The sequence below is a fragment of the Collimonas sp. GW821-FHT02H07 genome (genome assembly GCF_059421505.1).
The window spans coordinates 1-21224 of sequence record NZ_JBWKVC010000022.1; the positions used below are offsets into that span (position 1 = coordinate 1).

General features: G+C 60.9%; 15 protein-coding genes. 8 read left to right on the plus strand and 7 right to left on the minus strand.

The genetic code is table 11. The features are described from left to right. Window positions 1–140: 140 nt before the first annotated feature. The 3 genes from parC to AC07V8_RS23785 all read right to left on the minus strand — a co-directional run bounded on the left by parC (window position 141) and on the right by AC07V8_RS23785 (window position 5664). Complete coding sequence (gene parC, locus AC07V8_RS23775) at window positions 141–2462, minus strand: DNA topoisomerase IV subunit A (RefSeq protein WP_494680713.1); 2322 nt, start codon at window positions 2460–2462, stop codon at window positions 141–143. 37 nt (window positions 2463–2499) lie between these two features. Further along, a complete protein-coding gene (locus AC07V8_RS23780; RefSeq protein WP_494680714.1) occupies window positions 2500–3300 on the minus strand; it encodes a lytic transglycosylase domain-containing protein in 801 nt (266 codons plus the stop codon). Between the two features lie 375 nt (window positions 3301–3675). Next, window positions 3676–5664: a DNA topoisomerase IV subunit B gene (locus AC07V8_RS23785; RefSeq protein ID WP_494680715.1), complete on the minus strand. Its 1989-nt coding sequence runs from the start codon at window positions 5662–5664 to the stop codon at window positions 3676–3678. Window positions 5665–6004: 340 nt separating this feature from the next. On the opposite strand from AC07V8_RS23785, the gene AC07V8_RS23790 reads away from it, so the two are divergent. Next, on the plus strand, window positions 6005–6850 hold the full coding sequence (locus AC07V8_RS23790; RefSeq protein ID WP_494680716.1) for a response regulator: 846 nt from the start codon (window positions 6005–6007) through the stop codon (window positions 6848–6850). An 87-nt stretch (window positions 6851–6937) separates the two neighbouring features. Here AC07V8_RS23790 and AC07V8_RS23795 read toward each other — a convergent pair whose 3' ends face one another. Next, the gene (locus AC07V8_RS23795; protein ID WP_494680717.1) at window positions 6938–8107 is read right to left on the minus strand and encodes a vWA domain-containing protein; all 1170 of its coding nucleotides are present in this window, start codon (window positions 8105–8107) and stop codon (window positions 6938–6940) included. Between the two features lie 27 nt (window positions 8108–8134). Continuing rightward, window positions 8135–8989: an AAA family ATPase gene (locus tag AC07V8_RS23800; RefSeq protein ID WP_098496614.1), complete on the minus strand. Its 855-nt coding sequence runs from the start codon at window positions 8987–8989 to the stop codon at window positions 8135–8137. A 169-nt stretch (window positions 8990–9158) separates the two neighbouring features. Here AC07V8_RS23800 and AC07V8_RS23805 point away from each other — a divergent pair, with 169 nt between their 5' ends. The 3 genes from AC07V8_RS23805 (at window position 9159) to AC07V8_RS23815 (ending at window position 12417) form a co-directional block, all read left to right on the plus strand. Further along, on the plus strand, window positions 9159–11360 hold the full coding sequence (locus tag AC07V8_RS23805) for a site-specific recombinase (RefSeq protein ID WP_494680718.1): 2202 nt from the start codon (window positions 9159–9161) through the stop codon (window positions 11358–11360). 370 nt (window positions 11361–11730) lie between these two features. Then, the gene (locus AC07V8_RS23810; RefSeq protein WP_098496616.1) at window positions 11731–12051 is read left to right on the plus strand and encodes a c-type cytochrome; all 321 of its coding nucleotides are present in this window, start codon (window positions 11731–11733) and stop codon (window positions 12049–12051) included. Window positions 12052–12063: 12 nt separating this feature from the next. Continuing rightward, the gene (locus tag AC07V8_RS23815) at window positions 12064–12417 is read left to right on the plus strand and encodes a c-type cytochrome (RefSeq protein WP_098496617.1); all 354 of its coding nucleotides are present in this window, start codon (window positions 12064–12066) and stop codon (window positions 12415–12417) included. Between the two features lie 62 nt (window positions 12418–12479). Here AC07V8_RS23815 and AC07V8_RS23820 read toward each other — a convergent pair whose 3' ends face one another. Continuing rightward, on the minus strand, window positions 12480–13889 hold the full coding sequence (locus tag AC07V8_RS23820) for a heavy metal sensor histidine kinase (protein WP_494680719.1): 1410 nt from the start codon (window positions 13887–13889) through the stop codon (window positions 12480–12482). Then, window positions 13886–14557: a heavy metal response regulator transcription factor gene (locus tag AC07V8_RS23825; RefSeq protein WP_494680720.1), complete on the minus strand. Its 672-nt coding sequence runs from the start codon at window positions 14555–14557 to the stop codon at window positions 13886–13888. Before AC07V8_RS23825 ends, AC07V8_RS23820 begins: the two co-directional genes overlap by 4 nt. A gap of 181 nt (window positions 14558–14738) precedes the next feature. On the opposite strand from AC07V8_RS23825, the gene AC07V8_RS23830 reads away from it, so the two are divergent. The 4 genes from AC07V8_RS23830 (at window position 14739) to AC07V8_RS23845 (ending at window position 21215) form a co-directional block, all read left to right on the plus strand. Beyond that, window positions 14739–14972 carry a hypothetical protein gene (locus AC07V8_RS23830; protein ID WP_494680721.1) on the plus strand — a complete coding sequence of 78 codons (234 nt, stop codon included), beginning with the start codon at window positions 14739–14741 and terminating at the stop codon, window positions 14970–14972. A 145-nt stretch (window positions 14973–15117) separates the two neighbouring features. After that, window positions 15118–16428, plus strand: a complete 1311-nt coding sequence (locus AC07V8_RS23835) for a TolC family protein (RefSeq protein ID WP_494680722.1) — start codon at window positions 15118–15120, stop codon at window positions 16426–16428. 9 nt (window positions 16429–16437) lie between these two features. Next, window positions 16438–18018: an efflux RND transporter periplasmic adaptor subunit gene (locus AC07V8_RS23840; protein WP_494680723.1), complete on the plus strand. Its 1581-nt coding sequence runs from the start codon at window positions 16438–16440 to the stop codon at window positions 18016–18018. Between the two features lie 23 nt (window positions 18019–18041). Further along, entirely contained in the window at window positions 18042–21215 is a 3174-nt protein-coding gene (locus tag AC07V8_RS23845; RefSeq protein WP_494680724.1) for a CusA/CzcA family heavy metal efflux RND transporter, read from the plus strand. The last annotated feature ends 9 nt before the right edge of the window (window positions 21216–21224 follow it).

The window sequence follows — 21224 nt, forward strand, 5'->3', positions numbered from 1 at the left end:
ACACATTTGATTTACGGGGTCCTTCATACCGGCAAACCCTTCGATCCAAATTATTTGACCAGCGGGCTTGCTATTCAAGACGGTATCTGACCCCATTTTTTGTGTGGCAGCCTGAAATTGGCTGCCTCGTCGGGATTGGGCTATGGCGCCACGGGCGTGAGGGTTGCCGGTTTCAGTTTCGACTCCAGCATTTTTCCTTTGCGCGCCCGCTTGCCGATGTGCGGCGCCAGGCCCGATGCCGACAACGCTACCTGCTGGGCTTTGCCGCCACGGCCGACGCCTGTCACCAGCGCGCCGCGCTGGCTGATCGGTTGTGCCGCCAGCAGCTTTTCGTTGGCCTCCAGTTCCATCAGGATTACGCCGCGGCCGCCGTTGCTGAGCGTTTTGCATTCATCCAGTCCGAACACCAGCAGACGGCCTTTTTCCGACAGGCAGGCGATGGCGCTGGCGGTGCTGCCCAGCGCTTGCGGCGGCAGCGGCAGGTCGCCTTCGTCCAGCGTGACGTAGGCTTTGCCGGCCTTGACCCGGCTCAGCATGTCGCCGAGCTTGGCGGTGAAGCCGTAGCCGCCTGAGCTGGCCAGCAGCAAGACGGTATCCAGCGGGCCGGCGAAATAGTGCAGGATGCTGCTGCCGTTGGCGAGGTCGATCAGTGTAGTGATCGGGACGCCGTCGCCGCGCGCATTCGGCAGGGTTGCGACCGACACCGAATAGATGCGGCCGTTGGAGCCGAAGGTCAGCAGGTTATCGACGGTGCGGCATTCGAAGGCGCCGTACAAGGCGTCGCCAGCCTTGAAGCCGAACTGGCTGGCGTCATGGCCGTGGCCGGTGCGAGCCCGTACCCAGCCCTTTTGCGAAATGATGACGGTCACCGGCTCGTCGATGATCTTGGTTTCGACCACCGCTTTTTCGGCGGCCTCGATCAGGGTGCGGCGGGCGTCGCCGAACTGTTTCTGGTCGCCTTCGATTTCCTTGATGATCAGGCGCTTCATCGATGCCGGATTGTCGAGCAGGTCTTGCAGCGTGGCTTTTTCGCTGCGCAGCTCGGCCAGCTCCTGCTGGATCTTGATCGCTTCCAGGCGCGCCAGCTGGCGCAGGCGGATTTCAAGGATGTCTTCAGCCTGGCGGTCGGACAGGTTGAAAGCGGCGATCAGCGCAGGCTTCGGCTCATCCGATTCGCGGATCAGCTTGATCACCTTGTCGATATTGAGCAGGATCGCTTCGCGGCCTTCCAGGATATGGATACGGTCTTCGATTTTCTGCAGCTTGAATTCCGAACGTCGCGTCACGGTGACGAAGCGGAAGCTGATCCACTCGCGCAGGATCATGCCCAGGCCCTTCTGGCGCGGGCGGCCATCGCCGCCTATCATCACCAGATTGATCGAGGCGCTGCTTTCCAGCGAGGTGTGGGCCAACAGCATGTTGGTGAATTCGGTCTGGTCCAGGTTCTTCGACTTCGGCTCGAACACCAGGCGCACCGGCGCATCGCGGCCTGATTCGTCGCGCACCGTGTCCAGCACCGACAGGATGGAAGTCTTGAGCGCGATCTGGTCAGGCGTCAGGGTTTTCTTGCCGAGCTTGATTTTCGGATTGGTCAGTTCCTCGATTTCTTCCAGGATCTTTTGCGACGACGCGCCCGGCGGCAATTCGGTGACGACTGCCTGCCATTGGCCGCGCGCCAGGTCTTCGATTTTCCAGGTGGCGCGCACTTTCAGGCTGCCGCGGCCGCTTTCGTACATCTCGGAAATCGCCGTCGCAGAGGTGATGATCTGGCCGCCGCCCGGGAAGTCCGGACCTGGGATGATTTGCATCAGTTCGGCATGGCTCAGCGCCGGATTGCGGATCAGGGCAACCGCCGCCTTGGCCACTTCCTGCAGATTGTGCGATGGAATTTCAGTGGCCAAGCCCACCGCAATACCCGAGGCGCCGTTCAGCAGGACGAAGGGCAGGCGTGCCGGCAGCAGTTTCGGTTCTTCGGTGGAGCCGTCGTAATTAGGCTGGAAATCGACCGTGCCCATGTCGATTTCTTCCAGCAGCAGCCGGGCGATCGGCGTCAGGCGCGCTTCGGTGTAACGCATCGCCGCCGCGCCGTCGCCATCGCGCGAGCCGAAATTGCCCTGGCCGTCGACCAAGGGGTAGCGCAGCGAGAAATCCTGGGTCATGCGCACCAGCGCGTCATACACCGACTGGTCGCCGTGCGGATGCAGCTTGCCCAGCACGTCGCCCACCACCAGCGCCGACTTGCGCGGCTTGGCGGCGGCGTTCAGGCCGAGTTCGCTCATCGCGTACAGGATGCGGCGCTGCACCGGCTTCTGGCCGTCGGAGACGTCCGGCAAGGCGCGGCCCTTGACTACCGAAATGGCATAGTCGAGATAGGCGCGTTCGGCAAAGGTGGCAAGGGTTAAAGATTCAGCGTCCGGAGTTGGTGCATCTGGTGTTGCAAACAGATCGTTTTGGTCGGTCATGGAGAGTCGTGAATGATTCGGGCTGTTGTTCGGGCAGTTATTCGATTAAAGGAGTTGTCGCCGCAGGCAGCGCTGCGGCTGGCGGAATCAGGCCGACGGTCGGTGCCGGCGCGATGTCGGCCGGCATGCTGCGGCGGCCGGGAATCACCAGCTGGATGCGCTTCAGGCCGTTGCCGCCATTGCCGCCAGATTTGGCCAGGGCAGGCTGGTACAGCTGATAGAACTGCCGCACCAGCTGTACGTAATTGCGGGTTTCCGGATAGGGCGGCACCTGGTTCTTGTATTTTTGCACCGCGCCTTCGCCGGCATTATAAGAGGCGATGACCAGCTCTTGCTGGGCCGGATAGAGCTTGAGCAGGTCGCGCAGATAGCGCGCGCCCAGGCGGATGTTGGTGCGCGGGTCGGTGAGTTTCTGCTCAACCGGTTTTTTCTTGTCGCCGGTGAGGCCGTAGCGTTCGGCGGTGGCCGGCATGATCTGCATCAGGCCGATTGCGCCCTTGGGCGATACGGCGCCGGGGTTGAAACCCGACTCGGCCGCCATCACCGCCTTCAGCAAGGCCGGATCGAGCGCGAACTCTTGCGCTGCCTGGTTCACCAGCGGTTCGTATTTTTTCAGGTTGGGATGCTGCGACAGATAGCGGAACAGGGTGCTGTCGCGCACTGCCGGATCGAGCGGCTTCTGGCCCTTGCCGCTGAGCTGGGAGGAATCGAAAGCGCCGTCGCCGCGCATGAACAGCTGGTAGCGCTCATCCAGTTTTTCAGTCGAAAAATGGCCCATGCCTTCGGCATCGATATAGCCGAAGATATCCGCGCGCGCACTGGTGACGGAGGTCAGCATTGCGAACGTCAGCAAAGTGGCTGCGAGGAGTCGGCCCAAACGATGGCGAAGCAGATTCATCTATTCCTGCTGGCCGAGCTTCGGGCGTATGGCATGACGGCGTTTCATTAAAAGCAATATCCTTTGTGTTGGCAAGTTCAAGTGTGAACCGCGGTGAAACTCACGCGCATGGACAAGGCGGCTGCCCATGCTGCTGCAGGGACGCGATTACATGGAAGATCGGTTGAGCGCTGGCGACCCGGGGTACCGGGTCATGGCTAGTGAATCTCAAAACAGTGCTCATGATAATACGTTTCGCCGTTACCGATGGCCGACGGTAAAATTGTTACCAATTTTGCCATCTCCTGACATCCGTGGCGTATCTTGCGGCCGTACTCAGATATCCGCCTCGGCCTCGTTCCCGTGTTCTTCAATCCAGGCGCGCCGGGCTGCCGCTTCGCCTTTGCCCATCAGCATGTTGAAGCGGTTCTCCGATGCTTCCAGGTCGAAATTGCCGAGCGAGACCGGCAGCAGGCGGCGGGTATCCGGATTCATCGTGGTTTCCCACAGCTGTTCGGCGTTCATCTCGCCCAGGCCTTTGAAGCGCGAAATCGACCAGGCCGTATCCTTGACGCCATCCTTGCGCAATTTATCTTCGATGGCTTCCAGTTCGCCGTCATCCAGGGCGTAGATCTTTTGCGCCGGCTTCTTGCCGCGCGCCGGGGCGTCGACCCGGTACAGCGGCGGCCGCGCGATGCAGATGTTGCCGCGGTCGATCAGTTGCGGGAAATGACGGAAGAACAGGGTCAGCAGCAGCACCTGGATGTGCGAGCCGTCGACGTCCGCATCCGACAGGATGCAGATCTTGCCGTAGCGCAGACCGCTGAAATCGATGGTGTCGCTCTTGCTGTGCGGGTCGACGCCGATCGCGACGGCAATGTCATGGATTTCATTATTGGCGAACAGGCGGTCGCGTTCGGTTTCCCAGGAATTCAAAACCTTGCCGCGCAGGGGCAGGATCGCCTGGAATTCCTTGTCGCGCCCCATTTTCGCCGAGCCGCCGGCGGAATCGCCCTCGACCAGGAACAGTTCATTGCGGGTGATATCGCTGGATTCGCAATCGGTCAGCTTGCCCGGCAACACGGCGACGCCGGAAGATTTCTTCTTCTCGACTTTTTGCGCCGAGCGCAGGCGGTTCTGGGCCTGTTTGATGACCAGGTCGGCCAGCTTCTTGCCGTACTCGACGTGCTGGTTCAGCCACAGTTCCAGCGCCGGCCGGGTATAGGTCGAGACCAGCCGCACCGCATCGCGAGAATTGAGGCGTTCCTTGATCTGGCCCTGGAACTGCGGGTCCAGCACCTTGGCCGACAAGACAAAGGAAACGCGCGCAAACACGTCTTCCGGCAACAGCTTGACGCCCTTGGGCAGCAGCGAGTGCATTTCGACGAAGCTCTTGACGGCGCCGAACAAGCCTTCGCGCAAGCCGGATTCGTGGGTGCCGCCGGCCGAGGTCGGGATCAGGTTGACATAGGATTCGCGCACGATGGCGCCGTCTTCGGTCCAGGCCACCACCCATGCTGCGCCTTCACCCTCGGCGAAGCCTTCGGCGTCGGCGTTGGCATATTGCTCGCCTTCGAACAGCGGGATCAGCGGTTCGGCATTCGAGGATTGCGCCAGCGATTCCATCAGGTAGCCGCGCAAGCCTTGGTCGTACTGCCAGGTCTGGCTGTCGCCGGTCTTGGCGTTCAGCAGCGTCACCTTGACGCCTGGCAGCAGCACTGCCTTGGAGCGCAACAGGCGCTGCAGTTCCGGCTGCGAGATGGCCGGCGAATCGAAATATTTCGGATTCGGCCAGGCGGTGACGCGGGTGCCGGATTTCTTGTCGTCGCGGCCGAGCGGGCGCGACTTGAGCTTCTCAATCACGTCGCCATCGGCAAACACCATGTGGTGCACGCCCGCTTCACGCCACACCGTAATCTCCAAGCGCGAGGAGAGGGCGTTGGTGACCGAGACGCCGACGCCATGCAGGCCGCCGGAAAAGGAGTAGGCGCCGCCGCTGCCCTTGTCGAACTTGCCGCCTGCGTGCAGGCGGGTGAACACGATTTCCACCGTCGGCACTTTCTCTTCCGGATGCATGCCGACCGGGATTCCGCGGCCATCGTCCTCGACGCTGACGCTGCCGTCGGTATTCAGGGTCACCAGGATATTCTTGCAATATCCGCCGAGCGCTTCGTCCGAGGCATTGTCGATCACTTCCTGAATGATATGCAGCGGATTTTCGGTGCGGGTGTACATGCCCGGGCGTTGCTTGACCGGCTCCAGGCCCTTCAGTACACGGATCGATGATTCGCTATAGTCAGATTGCGGTGATTTTTTGGTTGCCATTCAGTCGGTTCAGGTAAATGTGAAATATTGTTAATTTGCAACTAAATTCGGAATTGCTGGTTAATATCCTGACCGCATTCTAATGAAAAAGCAGCCGGGGCGGGCACAATGTGCGCTTGCAATAAACGTATGGGTGGTCAGGCATGGGAGTTGCATGCTGTCGTGCACCATCTCACGGCAACCAGATAGAGGCCCCGTGCCTGGGTTTAGCGCCAATTTTGTTGGTGCATGGCAATGGCATGTTGCTGTTTTTGCACAGTATTTTGATAAAAATAAAAGCTAAATAAAGACGCTGCTATGATGATTCGTCGTGATTCGCGCAACAGGGGGGCATATAAAAATGAAAAATCATAACGCACCATTCGCCATTCGTTTCATCGGATTTTCCGCGCGCGAAATTAATATTTTCGATGCGACATTCTCGGTCGAGCAAAATCGCCAGAAGCAGTATTTTCGCTTATTCGCAGACAGCTTGCAGGAGCCGGACCTGTACCTGGTCAATTCCGACGATCTGAAAGCGCTGGCGATGCTGGCCGACATGGAGCCGAACAATCTGCGGCCGGCACTGCTGGTCGGCACGCCGCATGTGGATCTGCCGTTTGCCAATGTCGAGCGGCCCATCCGCTGGCTCAAGCTGTTCGATGCATTGGATATCCTGATGGAGCGGCGCCTGATCATGCTGGCCAAGCAGAATCCTGCCGATGCCGCGCTGGTGAACAACGTGCCTGAGCGGCGCCGGCGCGAACGGCTCGACCTCGACCTGACCGATCCGCAGGAATACGAGCGCATGCGCAACAAGGCGCCGCAAAGCGACCGCATCCTGGTGATCGATAATCAATCGACCTTTCGCGATGATCTGGCGATGGCTATGGCGCATCACGTGGTGCCGGTGGAGTGGGCCGGCAGCCTGGATGCCGCGGCGGAGGTTTACACGCGGCTCAGCATTTCCGTGGTGCTGATCAACCCCAGGCTGGCGCAGACCGATCCCTACGAGCTGTGCAGCACGATCAAGCGTCAGCATGAGAATACGCGGATAGCCGTGGTTTTTCTGAGCGATAAAGATTTCGCCTACGATCAGGCGCGGGCCAGCCAGGCGGGTTGCGACGGCTTTCTTAACCGCCACCTGGAGCAGCCGCAAATCTTGCTGGCGCTGGGCAAGTTCCTGTCGATGCGGGACCGGGTTTAGGGCCTGTTCACCCTAGGAGGCAGACAAGGAAAACCGCCGGCACGGCAGATTTTCATCTGCCTGTCTGCTATTTACTTACTTATTTACTTATTTGCTTAACAGCCGCATGCCGCGTTCCAGGCCGTCCATGGTCACCGGAAACATGCGGTTGCTCATCAACTGCCGGATCACTTCCACCGATTGCCGGTATTGCCACAAGCCTTCGGGCTCGGGATTGAGCCAGATGAATTTGGGGAAGGCTCGGGTAAAGCGCTGCAGCCATTCGGCGCCGGCTTCCTCGTTGTTGTATTCGACCGAGCCGCCGGGTTGCAGGATTTCGTAAGGACTCATGGTGGCGTCGCCGACAAAGATCAGCTTGGTGTCCGGCGTGTACTTGCGCAGGATATCCCAGGTCGGGAAACGTTCGGCATGGCGGCGCTGGTTGTTTTTCCACACGTAGTCATAGACGCAATTGTGGAAATAGAAAAACTCCATGTTCTTGAATTCGGTCTTGGCCGCGCTGAACAGTTCTTCCGTGCGGGCGATGTGGTCGTCCATGGTGCCGCCGACATCGAGCAGCATCAGCACCTTGATGTTGTTCTTGCGCTCCGGCCGCATCTTGATGTCGAGGTAGCCGGCGTTGTTGGCGGTGGCGCGGATGGTGTCGTCCAGCGCCAGTTCTTCGGCGATGCCTTCGCGCGCGAACTTGCGCAGGCGGCGCAGGGCGACCTTGATGTTGCGCGTGCCTAGCTCGCGCTCATCGTCATAGTCGCGATAGGCGCGCGCATCCCACACCTTGACCGCGGTGCGGTTGCCGCCGCTGCCGCCGATGCGGATCCCTTCGGGATTGCTGCCGCCGTGGCCGAACGGCGATGTGCCGCCGGTGCCTATCCATTTGTTGCCGCCTTCGTGCCGGCCTTTTTGCTCTTCCAGCAACTCCTTGAGGCGGTCCATCAGCTTGTCGTAGCCGAATTTTTCCAGCTGCGCCAGCTGTTCCGGCGACAGCTCGCGTTTCATGCGCTGCACCAGCCAGTCCAGCGGGATTTCGGCGTTCTTTTCAAAGATGGTCTGGATGCCTTTGAAATAACGGCCGAAAGCCTGGTCGAACTTGTCGAAATGGGCTTCGTCCTTGACCAGGGTGGTGCGCGCCAGATAATAGAAATTATCCAGCGTCGGTGAAATGACCTTCTTTTGCAGTGCTTCCAGAAGGATCAGGAATTCCTTGATCGACACCGGAATCCTGGCGTCTTTCAAGGTGAAGAAGAAATCGATCAGCATGTTGGTTGTTCGCGCTTGTCTATCCGATTACCGGTTCTTTCTTGCCATGAAAACCAGGCGCTCGAACAGATGCACATCTTGTTCGTTCTTCAGCAGGGCGCCATGCAAGGGCGGCACCACCGCTTTGGCGTCGCTGCTGTGCAGCGCTTCCGGCGGGATGTCTTCCGCCAGCAGCAGCTTGAGCCAGTCGAGCAATTCGGAGGTGGACGGCTTCTTTTTCAGGCCGGCCACATCGCGCACCTGGTAAAAGGTTTCCAGCGCCTGCGCCAGCAAATCCTTTTTCAGATGCGGGAAGTGCACGTTGACGATCTCCTGCATGGTCGCCTTGTCCGGAAACTTGATGTAATGGAAAAAACAGCGGCGCAGGAAGGCGTCCGGCAATTCCTTTTCATTGTTGGAGGTGATGATCACCAGCGGCCGATGCTTGGCGCGCACCATTTCACGTGTTTCGTAGACGTAAAATTCCATGCGGTCGAGCTCGCGCAACAAATCGTTGGGGAACTCGATGTCCGCTTTGTCTATCTCATCGATCAGCAGCACCACTTGTTCGTCCGCGTTGAACGCTTGCCACAAGACGCCCTTGACGATGTAGTTGTGGATGTCCTTGACCCTGGCGTCGCCCAGCTGGGAATCGCGCAGGCGCGACACGGCATCGTACTCGTACAGGCCTTGCTGGGCTTTCGTGGTCGATTTGATATGCCATTGCATCAAAGGCATGTCGAGCGCGGCGGCGACTTCTTCCGCCAGCATGGTTTTGCCGGTGCCCGGCTCGCCCTTGATCAGCAGCGGTCTTTGCAGCGTCAGCGCGGCGTTAACGGCTAGTTTCAGGTCGTCGGTTGCAACGTAACTGGCGGAACTTTCAAAACGTGTCTCAGGTCGCATTGTGGATAGTCATGTGTAAGCAAATAAAGTCGAGTATAAACGAGATGGCCAATTGGCTGGCCCCGACGGTTCCAATCGTGGCAGCGATAAAACGTTGTCATCGAACGTTGTCATCGCAATCAAGCAACCTGCCTCCACCGTCACCTAGATAGTCAATGAGCGATAGCCAATGAAATTTCTTCTTCTACGCCTGCGGGTGATGTGGCGCCGCTTCCGGCACGGCGAGCAGCGCCAGGCCGATAGCCGGCATTACACCCGGCAAGTCGACGCTTTGATGCGTCGCGCCAATCCCTTTTCTGCCTGGCAGGAACGCGCCGACTGGATCATCGACGTGGTCCACTGGCTGCGCCATGTGCCCAAGGTATCCATGCTGGACGAGGCCGGCCGGCTGCGTTTCAGGCAGGAGCGACTGCATTTCCTGCTGCAATGGCTGGACGGCAACCGCGATCTGCGCCGGGTAGTGCAGGCGACCTTGCAGAAGACCTTGCGCGAAGCCGCCGGGCCGGAACTGTTTTGCGCCACCGGCCTGCCGCACGAGCCTGCATTCTTCAGCGAACTGTCCGAGCATATCGTCAAGCTGGCATTGCCGAAACCGCCGTTCGAAGCGGACTTGTCTGCACTTTTCACTGTGCTGTTTCCGACCCCGGAAGATGCCGACTGGCTGCTGGCGCTGGACCGTCACAGCGTAGCGCAGCTATGGAAGCTGATGGCCGACGACGGTATCGCCCACAACTACCAGAAGCAGATCGATGAAGCGCTGATCTACCTGGCCACCATGGTGCTGGCGGACGGCATCAGCAAGGCGTTCCGGCAGAAACTGGATCCCAAGATGCCGCTGCAGGCAACGCCGTTCATGGTGCTGCGGCGCGAGCTGGAAACCTATTTGTACGTCAACCCGCGCGATGAGGCAGCGCTGCGCAGCGTGCGCATGCTGATCGCAGTCTGCCAGGCGCAGACCGACCGCATCTACGCCCACCTGGACGAACACGGAGTGTCGGTCAGCCTGGTTTACCGGGTCGAACGCATGCGGGCCCAGCTGACGCGCATGGCGCTGCTGACCGATCTGCGTTCCGTGATCTACAACAACGGCAACGGCGGCCGGCAGGACGGGCAGGTTCAGGCCTTGCTGGGCGACCTGATCGCGGCGCATCACCAGCGTTCTTCGGTGCGCGGTTTGATACGGCGCAGCTTCTCTCTGCTGGCGCGCAAGATGGTCGAGCGCAATGCCGACCACGGCGAGCACTACATCGCGCGCGACAGCAAGGAATACCGGGCGATGCTGAAAGCCGCCGGCCGCGGCGGCGTCATCACGGCGTTTACCGTGCTCGGCAAATCCATGGTGACAGCGCTCGGCGCCGCCCGTTTTTTCGAGGGTATTTTTGCGTCGCTGAATTATGCGGTCAGCTTCATGGCGATTTCCGCCGTTGGCGGCGTCCTGGCCACCAAGCAGCCGGCGGTGACGGCGCCGGTGCTGGCATCCAAGATGGGACAGCTGGATACGGTCGAAGGCCTGCGTGCCTTGCTGGCTGAAATCGCCCAGCTGCTGCGCTCGCAGGCGGCGGCCGTATTCGGCAACCTGATGGGCGTGATCCCGGTGATGCTGCTCATTTCCGGCCTCATCCTGCTGACCACCGATGCTCCCATGATGACGGCGGAACATGCCCATGCCAGCCTGCACAGCTTGTCGGTGATCGGGCCGACGCCCCTGTTTGCCGCCTTCACCGGCATCCTGCTATGGCTGTCGAGCCTGGCTTCCGGCTTTGCCGACAACTGGTTTGCCTTGCGCCGCCTGCGCGAAGCGCTGGCGCACCAGCGTCGCCTGGTGTATGTGCTGGGCGCGATGCGGGCGGAGCGCTGGGCCGGCTGGCTGGACCGCAATGTGGCGCAGATTGCCGGCAACGTCTCGCTCGGCTTGCTGCTGGGGATGACGCCGGTGCTGGCGCAGTTCTTCGGCCTGCCGCTGGATGTGCGGCACGTGACGCTGGCCACCGGCAGCCTGACTGCCGCCGCCAGCAGCCTCGGTTGGGAGGCGCTGGCGGCGCCGCAGTTCTGGCTGGCGGTGGCCGGGATTGCCAGTATCGGCATCTTGAATGTCGGCGTCTCATTTGCCTGCGCGCTGACCCTCGCCTTGCGCGCGCGCGACGTGCCGGCGCGTATCAGGCGGCTGGTGTTCCGGGCGGTGCTGCGCCGTGTCAGCGCCTCGCCGCGCTCCTTCCTGTTTCCTGAAGCGGCCATGGCTGCGGCCAAACCAGGGGCGCAGGCAGCATCGGATGCTGCCGATACGATTTCCGGCGATACGCGGCAGGCGGGCGCGGGGCAATCGTCGGATTCGACGCCGCCGGACAGGCATCCCGGCAGCCGTCACGGCTGACGCGGCTTACCTGCCTTACTTGCCTGCTTGCTGCCAAAAGAGCCGGCAGCGGACAACTTCCGCCAAAAGCCGGCAATTCCATGGAAATACGGGGGCTTCAGACAGGGACTGAGGCTGCGCCGCCGATGCTGTCTGGGTGACATCAGCGGGCGTGGACTATGCATGTTTCTTGGGGTAAAATTAGCCGGTTTTGGTGTAGGGTGGCGACGGCGGTCGGCGTCAGGCAGGGCTACCTTATTCCTTGCCTGCGCAGTATATGCCACGCGGCATAGGCCATATATGCCTTGCTTGCGCTGTATATCTCCTGGCATTTGAGGCAGTATTCGTGGCAGTTTCGAATAAACGTTTTCGCTACAATTACCCAGCTACTATGAAAAAACTAATTGCACTTCTCGCGCTTGCGGGTCTTGCCAACATGGCCGCGGCAGCGGATGTGGTCGGCAACGCTAAGGCAGCGGAAAACAAGATATCGATGTGTATCGGCTGCCATGGCATTCCCGGCTATAAGGCCACCTTCCCGGAAGTCTATCAAGTGCCCATGCTAGGCGGGCAGTCGGCGAAATACATTGAAAATGCATTGATCGCCTATAAAAAGGGCGACCGCAAGATGCCGACCATGCGTGGCATCGCGGCCAGCCTGTCCGACCAGGACATGGCGGATATTGCAGCTTACTATTCGCAGCAAAAATAAGGGACCCACACAATGAAAAAGACTCTTGCTGGCGTGGCGTTCCTGCTTTCCACCAGTGCGTTCGTGAGTGCCCATGCTGCAGGCAATATCGCAGCCGGCGAAGCGGCGACGAAAAAATATGCCTGCGCCTCCTGCCACGGCGCCGACTTCCACAGCCCGATCGATCCCAGCTATCCCAAGCTGGCCGGCCAGCCGCAGGATTACCTGCAGCACGCCCTGATCGCTTATCAGCGCGGCAGCGATGGTCCCAACGGCCGCAGCAACGCCATCATGAGCGGCCAGGCCAAGGCTTTATCGCATCAGGATGTGCAGGACATTGCAGCCTACCTGCACAGCCTGCCGACGACTCTGGTGCTGCGCAAGTAAAGCAAACCGGACCCAGGGCAGGGACAGAATAAAAACCACGCAATCGTTCCTGCGTGGTTTTTTTATGCCCCAGGATTGGGGAAGTACAGCGTAAACACGGTCAACTGGTCAGCTGAACGGCTGAGTTCAACCCGGCCGCCGTGCAGTTTCATGATCGATTGCACGATGGCCAGGCCGAGGCCGGCCGACGAGGCCGAATCGCTGCGGGCAGGGTCGGCGCGGTAGAAACGGTCAAACAGGCGCGGAATGGCGGACTCGGCAATCTGGGTTCCCGGATTGCCGATCCGGATGCTGGTGCCGTGGGCTTGCGGCTGCGCTTCCAGGAGGATGGCCTGGCCCGCCGCCGTGTAGCGGATTGCGTTGGCGACCAGATTGCCGATGGCGCGCCGCAATAGCATCGGATCTGCATGCACTGTGCCGGTCGCCGCAATACGCAGGCGCACGCCGCTGTCCTCCGCCACGCCTTCAAAATAATCGGCGATGCGTTGCAATTCGTGACGGCAGTCGAGCTGCTCGCAGGCGGCCGCCGCATGCGCATTGTCGGCACGCGCCAGGAACAGCATATTGTCCAGCATGCGCGCCAGCCGCTCGTATTCCTCGACATTCGATACCAGCAGTCCCTGGTATTCTTCCGCGTTCCGAGGCTGCGCCAGCGCCACCTGGGTTTGCACCATCAGGTTGTTGATAGGCGTACGCAGGTCGTGCGCCAGATCGGCGGAAAACTGCGACAGCCGCTGAAAGCTGTCGTGCAGGCGGTCCAGCATGCCGTTGAAAGCCGCCACCAGCTGCTGCAATTCGTACGGCGCACTGGCGACGTCGAGGCTGCGGTCAAGGCGCTGGGCGGTGATCGAATGCGCCTGCTGGGCGATCAGGCGGGTAGTGCGCAGGCCACGGCGCACCAGCACATATCCCAGCAAAGCCGCCAGCAGGGCGCCGCACAATGCGGCCCCGATAATCTGCTTGCGATAGCTGTCAAGCATGGTCAGGCTGTCGCTGACATTGTGAGCGACAATGATTTGCACCTGCTCGCCGCTGCGGTCGATCTTGCCCCACAGCGCCGTGGCGCGCACCGGCATGCCGGTGGAGGTGCGCAGGTTCTTCCTGGCTTGCTGGTCCGGGGTCTGGTCGATGGGGCTGAGCGGCAGGGCGGGCAGGCTGCCGGCGGCGGGTTGCGTATCGAGCAGCGGCGCGCCGTCCGCGCTGCGCAGTATCAACAGCAGATCGTTGTGGCCGAGTGCGGCATCCATGAACAGGTGCGGATCGTCGCGGATCGCCTGCACCGAACCGGCCTTGCCGACCAGGTGCCGCATCAGCTCGATCTTGCCCAGCAACTCCTGGTCGTCATGGCTCTCCAGCTGGCGCGCCAGCGAATAGTACAGATAGCTGCCGACCAGGGTGAACGTGAGCAAGGTCGCCAGCGCAAACAGCAGCGCCAGGCGTACCGTCAGCGAGCGCGGCGCCGATGGCTTCAAGCGCGGTCCTCCAGCACGTAGCCCATGCCGCGCACGGTATGTATCAGGGGGCGGGCATAGGGTTCGTCGATCTTGATGCGCAGGCGGCGGATGGCGACATCGACCACATTGGTGTCGCTGTCGAAATTCATGTCCCAGACCTGCGAGGCAATCAGCGAGCGCGACAAAACCTCGGTCTGGCGCTTGGCCATCAGATACAGCAAGGAAAATTCCTTGGTGGTGAGGTCGATCCTTTCGCCATTGCGGGTGACGCGGCGCTTCATGACGTCGATTTCCATGTCGGCGATCTGCAGCGTGTCCGATTCGCGGATCGGACCGCGCCGCAGCAGCGTGCGGATGCGGGCCACCAGTTCGGCAAAAGCAAAGGGTTTGACCAGGTAATCGTCCGCGCCCAGTTCCAGGCCCTTGATGCGGTCGTCGACTTCGTCGCGTGCGGTAAGAAACAACACCGGCGTCGAATGGGTCTTGCGCAATTCGCGGATCACCAGCCAGCCGTCCATGCCGGGCAGCATGACGTCCAGCACGATCAGGTCGTAGCCTTCCGTGGTGGCGCAATGCAGGCCGTCGGCGCCGGTCTGCACCCAGTCGACCACGTAACCGGATTCGGTCAATCCTTTGCGCAGGTATTCGCCAGCTTTTGGTTCATCTTCTACCAGCAGGATACGCATGTTTCATCCTTCTGTTGTCCGGGTTGAACCCTGATTATCTTCCATAAAGCCGTGGCGGTGGATTACAAAACCGTAATCCCGCCGTCACCATCCCGTTTCCGTCTTCTTCCTACACTTTGCTTCAACGATGCGGCCCAGATAAGGGCTGCTCGTTGAAACCCTTTAATTTTTGGAGATTGACATGAACGCTAAACAACTATTTTCCATCGTCGCACTGTTGTCTGCTTCGGGAATCGCGATGGCGCAAGCCCCGGTAGCTGAAAAGCCGGCGGGAGCAGTCGTCCAGAATGCCAGCGCAGAAACAAAAGACCGCATGGACAAAAAACAGGCCCAGGCCGACGGCAAACCGGCGAAGTCTTCTGCGCACGACCATAAAGAAGACGGTCCGAAAAAGACGATTCACTCGGGCGCCTGAGCGGCGTATCCGATAACCAGCTTTCCAGCGTCCTGGATTGAACCGATTTACTCAGGGGGCTGGTTGATGAAGCGGATTCCATGGCGCGGCGCAAACCAGTCGCGTCGTGCAGTCCGAGCCATCCCGGTCTTTTTTGGAGTAGACCATGCACAAGTTTTTCTTGCCGCTCGGTTTCGCGGTATTGGTATGCCAACCGTCATTGGCGCAGGAAGCTGCTCCGACATTGGCGCCGATCACTGGCCCGCAGCCAGTTATCAACTACAAGCTGCCGCGCCTTGGCAGCGATGAAATGGCGGGGCCGCTGACGCTGCAGCAAGCGTTGCTGCAGGCTTTCAAGAACAATCCAGAACTGGCCGCCGCGGCGCTGGAAGTAAAGGCGGTCGAGGCGTCGATTCTGCAAGCCGGCGCCAGGCCCAACCCGCAAGTCTCGGCCCTGCTGGAAGATACTCGCAAGGCGACCAGGACTACCACCGTACAGCTGAACCAGACCTTGGAACTCGGCGGCAAGCGCGACGCCCGCATCAAGGCGGCTGAAAAGGGGCGCGACGCAGCGCGAGCCGATTATCTGATCAAGCGCGCCGATGTCCAGGGCGCTGTGGTAGGCGCTTATTTTGCTGCGCTGGAAGCGCAGGAGAACCTGCAACTGCTGCAAAATTCCTTGCAACTGGCCCAACGCGCGAGCGACATTACAGCCAAGCGCGTCGCTGCCGGCAAGGTGGCGCCGATCGAAGCCACCAAGGCACGCGTCGCCGAGGCGGGTGTGCGGGTGGAGCTGCAGCAAGCGAACAGCAGCCTGAATATCGCGCGGCGGACGCTGGCGGCAACCTGGGGCGATATGGCGCCGGCCTTTTCTACAGTCGACGGCCATATCAATGATCTGCCCGACTTGCCCGATCTGGCAGTCGCGCTGGAGCGCTTGCAGAACTCTCCAGCCTTTGTGAAGACCCGAGTGGAAGTCGAGCGCCGCCAGGCGCTGGTCCAGCTTGAGCGCAGCCGCCGCATCCCCGATGTCACGGTCAGCATTGGCGGCAAGCGGGTAGAAGAAAACCGGCAAAACCAGATGATCTTCGGCCTGTCGGTGCCCATCCCTGTGTTCGACCGTAATCAAGGCAATCTGCAGGAAGCCTTGCAGCGCGCCGACAAGGCGCGCGATGAGCTGCGCGGCGCCCAGCTGAAGCTGGATGGCGAGCTGCGCGACGCTTATGAGCGGCTCAAGCTGGGCCGGCAACAGGTGGCCGCCTTCCAAGGCGAGATCCTGCCGGCTGCACAAAACACCTATGAGATTACAACCAAGGGCTTTGAACTCGGCAAGTTCAGCTTCCTGGAAGTGCTGGATGCCCAGCGCGTGCTGTTCCAGGCCAAATCGCAAGCGCTGCGCGCCCTCGCGGAAACCCATCGTGCTGCCACTGAGATAGAGCGCGTGGCAGGCGCTTTCCCGTCAACCGACTCTTTGTAAACAGCCGATATGAAAATCAATTTGAGCAAAAGAAAAGCTATCGCAGCCGCGACGGCCATTCTCCTCCTGTTAGCAGGCGGGCTGTATTTCAGCAGCGCCAACGAGTCCAGCCAGGAGGAAAAGGAAGAGGTGCACCGCGATGCGGTTGCCCATGGCGACGGCGAACACCACGGCGAGACGGCGGCCGAAAAACACGGCCATGCCAATCAGCATGCGGACGGCGAGCATCATCAGAAAGCAGAGGCCGCTAGCAAGGGACCGCACGGCGGCAGAATGTTTACCGAGGATAAGCTGGCGCTGGAAGTGAGTATGGAGGAAGCGGCGGGAGAGGCGCACTTTCAAGCCTGGCTGTTCAACGGCGGCAAGGCGTTGGCGCCGGATGGCGCTACATTGACGCTACAACTGCTGCGGCCCGATGGCGTGGTCGAGAACATCAGCTTCGTGTCGAAAAACGGTTCTCTCCGCAGCAGCGTGGCGATTGCGGAGCCGCATGTGTTCGATGCCAAGTTCCGGCTGCAATATGGCGGGCAGAAGCTGCAGGCGGCATTCGCACAGGAAGAAGGAAAGATTGAACTGAACCAGGCGCAGGTGGCGGCATCCGGCGTCAAGCTGGGAAGTGCCGGCGCTGCGCGAGTCAAGACAGCCATTACGCTGCCGGGAGAAATCCGCTTCAATGAAGACAAGACCGCGCACGTGGTGCCGCGCCTGGCGGGCGTCGTCGAGCAGGTAGCCGTCAACCTGGGGCAGCAGGTCAAGCAGGGACAGCTGCTGGCGGTGGTCGCCAGCACAGGCCTGGCGGAGCAGCGCAGCGAACTGCTGGCGGCGCAGAAGCGTTTCACCTTTGCCCGCACCACCTATGAACGTGAAAAAAAGCTGTGGGAAGAAAAGATCTCGGCGGAGCAGGATTACCAGCAGGCGCGCCAGGTCATGAACGAGGCAGAAATCGCGCTGCAGAATGCACGCCAGAAATTGAATGTGCTGGGCACCGGCGCCGGCAACGGCGGCGCCTTGAACCGTTACGAAATCCGGGCGCCGTTCAGCGGCCTGGTGACCGAGAAGCACATCGCCCTGGGCGAAGCGGTGGCTGCCGATGCCAGCATTTTCACCATTTCCGACCTGAGCACCGTGTGGGCCGAGATCATCGTGCCAGCCAAGGACCTGAACCTGGTGCGGCTGGGTGAGAAAGTCCAGATCAATGCCACCGCCTTCGAGTCGAGCGCGAGCGGCAGCATTTCCTACGTCGGCGCGCTGCTGGGCGAGCAGACCCGCACTGCCAAGGCCCGCGTCACCCTGGCGAATCCGGACATGGCTTGGCGGCCGGGCTTGTTCGTCAATGTCGACGTGGTTTCCAGCGATGTCGAGGTAGCGGTGGCGGTGCCGCCGCAAGCGATACAGGCGCTGGACGGCAAGCAGGTGGTGTTCGTCCGCATCGCCGACGGCTTCATGGTGCAGCCGGTCAGCACCGGGCGCGCCGACGGCAGGCAGGTGGAGATCGTCAAGGGGCTCAAGGCAGGCACGCGTTATGCGGCCGAGGGCAGTTTCGTTCTCAAATCGGAACTCGGCAAGAGCAGCGCCGAACACGCACACTAAGCGCATACCAAGGACCGGATCCCATGTTTGAACGCATCATACGATTCTCGATCGAGCAGCGCTGGCTGATCATGCTGGCCGTGTTCGCGATGGCGGCACTCGGCATCTACAACTACCAGAAACTGCCTATCGATGCAGTGCCGGACATCACCAATGTGCAGGTGCAGATCAATACCGCCGCGCCCGGTTATTCACCGCTGGAAACCGAACAGCGGGTCACCTTTCCGATAGAGACAGTCATGTCTGGCTTGCCGCATCTGCAGCAGACCCGCTCCCTGTCGCGTTACGGCCTGTCCCAGGTGACAGTGATTTTCAAGGACGGCACCGACATCTATTTCGCTCGCCAGCTGGTCAATGAGCGGATCCAGGAAGCCAGGGGCAAGCTGCCTGCCGGGGTGGCGCCGGCCATGGGGCCGATCTCCAGCGGCCTCGGCGAAATCTATCTGTGGACGGTGGAAGCCAAAGACGGCGCAAGGAAACCTGACGGCGGCGCTTACACGGCCACCGACCTGCGAGAAATACAGGACTGGATCATCAAGCCGCAGTTGCGCAATGTCAGCGGCGTTACTGAAATCAATTCGATCGGCGGCTTCGCCAAGGAATATCAGGTGGCGCCGCAGCCGGAGAAGTTGGCGTCGTACGGCCTGACCCTGCAGGATATCGTGACGGCGCTGGACCGCAACAACAGCAATGTCGGCGCCGGCTATATCGAAAAACGCGGCGAGCAGCTGCTGATCCGGGCCCCGGGCCAGGTCAGTTCGATGGACGACATACGCAACATCATCCTGGGCAATGTGCAGGGCGTGCCGATCCGCATCCGCGATGTCGGCGAGGTCGCCATCGGACGTGAGCTGCGCACCGGCGCCGCCACCGAGAACGGCAGGGAAGTGGTGCTGGGGACGGTCTTCATGCTGATCGGCGAGAACAGCCGGGCTGTGTCGCAGGCCGTCGACCGCAAGATGGTGGAAATCAACCGCAGCCTGCCTGCGGGCGTCGAGGCTGTCACGGTATATGACCGCACGGTGCTGGTCGACAAGGCGATCAATACCGTCAAGAAGAATCTGCTGGAAGGCGCCATCCTGGTGATCGCCATCCTCTTCATGTTCCTCGGGAATATGCGCGCCGCCATCATCACTGCGATGGTGATCCCGCTGGCTATGCTGTTCACCTTCACCGGCATGGTGCAGTACAAGGTGAGCGCCAACCTGCTCAGCCTGGGCGCGCTCGACTTCGGCATCATCATCGACGGTGCGGTGGTGATCGTGGAAAACTGCGTGCGGCGGCTAGCCCACGCGCAGGCGCATCACGGCCGACCCCTGACCCGCAGCGAGCGCTTCCATGAAGTCTTTGCGGCATCCAAGGAAGCGCGCCGGCCTTTGCTGTTCGGCCAGGTCATCATCATGGTGGTCTACCTGCCGATCTTCGCTCTGACCGGCGTCGAAGGCAAGATGTTCAATCCGATGGCCTTGACGGTAGTGATCGCCCTGGTCGGCGCAATGATCTTGTCGATTACCTTTATCCCGGCGGCGGTGGCCTTGTTCATCGGCAAGCGCGTATCGGAAACTGAAAACTTCCTGATGCGCGGCGCCAAGCGCTTCTATGCGCCGGTGCTGGAATGGGTCATGCAACGCAAAACCCTGGTGCTGGGCAGCGCGCTTGCAGTGCTGCTGCTGTCCGGGGTGCTGGCGACGCGCCTTGGCAGTGAATTCGTGCCGAGCCTGAATGAAGGCGATATTGCGATCCAGGCCTTGCGCATCCCTGGCACCAGCCTGACGCAGTCGCTGGAAATGCAAAAGCAGCTGGAAAGCACGCTGAAGCGGCAGTTCCCGGAAATCGAACGCGTGTTCGCTCGCAGCGGCACGGCGGAAATCGCTTCCGATCCGATGCCGCCGAACATTTCCGATGGCTACATCATGCTCAAGCCGGAAGCCAGCTGGCCTAAGCCGAAAAAGACAAGGCCGGAACTGCTGGCAGCGATCCAGGAAGCGGCCAACAATGTGCCGGGCAATAACTATGAGTTTTCCCAGCCTATCCAGCTGCGCTTCAACGAACTGATCTCGGGCGTGCGCAGCGACGTCGCGGTCAAGATTTTCGGCGACGACATGACTGTCTTGAACGACACTGCCGACAAGGTCTCTGCGGTGCTGGGCAAGATCGCCGGCGCGGCGGAAGTGAAAATCGAACAGACTTCCGGCCTGCCGATGCTGACCGTGAATATCGACCGCGACAAGACCGCGCGCTACGGTCTCAATGTGGCCGATGTGCAGGATGTGGTCGCTACCGCGATCGGCGGCAAGGAAGCCGGCACCTTGTTCCAGGGCGACCGCCGCTTCGATATCGTGGTGCGCTTGCCGGAAGAGCTGCGCAGCGACCTGGAAGCGTTCAAGCGCCTGCCGATCTCCTTGCCGCGCAGCGCCGGCGGAGAAGGGCGCACCAGCTACATTCCGCTGGGCGAAGTAGCCAGCCTGGAACTGGCGCCTGGACCTAACCAGATCAGCCGCGAAAACGGCAAGCGGCGGATTGTGGTGAGCGCGAACGTGCGTGGCCGCGATATCGGCTCGTTTGTGAGCGAGGCCGAGACCAGGCTGCAACGGCAGGTCAAGATCCCGTCCGGCTACTGGACCAGCTGGGGCGGCCAGTTCGAGCAGCTGCAATCGGCCACGCAACGGCTGCAGATCGTGATTCCGGTAGCCCTGCTGCTGGTGTTTACCCTGCTGTTTGCGATGTTTGGCAACGTCAAGGACGGCCTGCTGGTATTCAGCGGCATTCCGTTCGCACTGACCGGCGGCATCGTCGCCCTGTGGCTACGCGGGATTCCCTTGTCGATTTCGGCGGCGGTCGGCTTCATTGCGCTGTGCGGGGTGGCGGTGCTGAACGGACTGGTGATGATTGCTTTCATCCGCAGCTTGCGCGAGGAAGGCCGTGGCCTCGACCTGGCGATACGGGAAGGCGCGCTGACCCGTTTGCGGCCGGTGCTGATGACGGCGCTGGTGGCTTCGCTAGGCTTCGTGCCGATGGCGATCGCCACCGGCACGGGCGCCGAGGTGCAGCGGCCGCTGGCGACGGTGGTGATCGGCGGAATTTTGTCGTCGACCATCCTGACCTTGCTGGTGCTGCCGATCCTGTATCAACTGTTCCATCGCCGCGACGAGGACGATCCGCAGCCCGCAGCCGAGGAGGCAACGGGCCGGCATTGATTTGCTAGA

Excerpts from the sequence above, each read along its gene's own strand:
- AC07V8_RS23795 (WP_494680717.1), bottom strand. The coding sequence starts at position 8,107 with ATGCTGATCGATTTCTTCTTCACCTTGAAAGACGCCAGGATTCCGGTG.
- AC07V8_RS23825 (WP_494680720.1), bottom strand. The coding sequence starts at position 14,557 with ATGCGTATCCTGCTGGTAGAAGATGAACCAAAAGCTGGCGAATACCTG.
- AC07V8_RS23830 (WP_494680721.1), top strand. The coding sequence starts at position 14,739 with ATGAACGCTAAACAACTATTTTCCATCGTCGCACTGTTGTCTGCTTCG.
- AC07V8_RS23805 (WP_494680718.1), top strand. The coding sequence starts at position 9,159 with ATGAAATTTCTTCTTCTACGCCTGCGGGTGATGTGGCGCCGCTTCCGG.
- AC07V8_RS23840 (WP_494680723.1), top strand. The coding sequence starts at position 16,438 with ATGAAAATCAATTTGAGCAAAAGAAAAGCTATCGCAGCCGCGACGGCC.
- AC07V8_RS23800 (WP_098496614.1), bottom strand. The coding sequence starts at position 8,989 with ATGCGACCTGAGACACGTTTTGAAAGTTCCGCCAGTTACGTTGCAACC.
- AC07V8_RS23785 (WP_494680715.1), bottom strand. The coding sequence starts at position 5,664 with ATGGCAACCAAAAAATCACCGCAATCTGACTATAGCGAATCATCGATC.
- AC07V8_RS23815 (WP_098496617.1), top strand. The coding sequence starts at position 12,064 with ATGAAAAAGACTCTTGCTGGCGTGGCGTTCCTGCTTTCCACCAGTGCG.
- AC07V8_RS23790 (WP_494680716.1), top strand. The coding sequence starts at position 6,005 with ATGAAAAATCATAACGCACCATTCGCCATTCGTTTCATCGGATTTTCC.
- AC07V8_RS23835 (WP_494680722.1), top strand. The coding sequence starts at position 15,118 with ATGCACAAGTTTTTCTTGCCGCTCGGTTTCGCGGTATTGGTATGCCAA.
- AC07V8_RS23845 (WP_494680724.1), top strand. The coding sequence starts at position 18,042 with ATGTTTGAACGCATCATACGATTCTCGATCGAGCAGCGCTGGCTGATC.
- AC07V8_RS23780 (WP_494680714.1), bottom strand. The coding sequence starts at position 3,300 with ATGCTGACCTCCGTCACCAGTGCGCGCGCGGATATCTTCGGCTATATC.
- AC07V8_RS23810 (WP_098496616.1), top strand. The coding sequence starts at position 11,731 with ATGAAAAAACTAATTGCACTTCTCGCGCTTGCGGGTCTTGCCAACATG.
- parC (WP_494680713.1), bottom strand. The coding sequence starts at position 2,462 with ATGACCGACCAAAACGATCTGTTTGCAACACCAGATGCACCAACTCCG.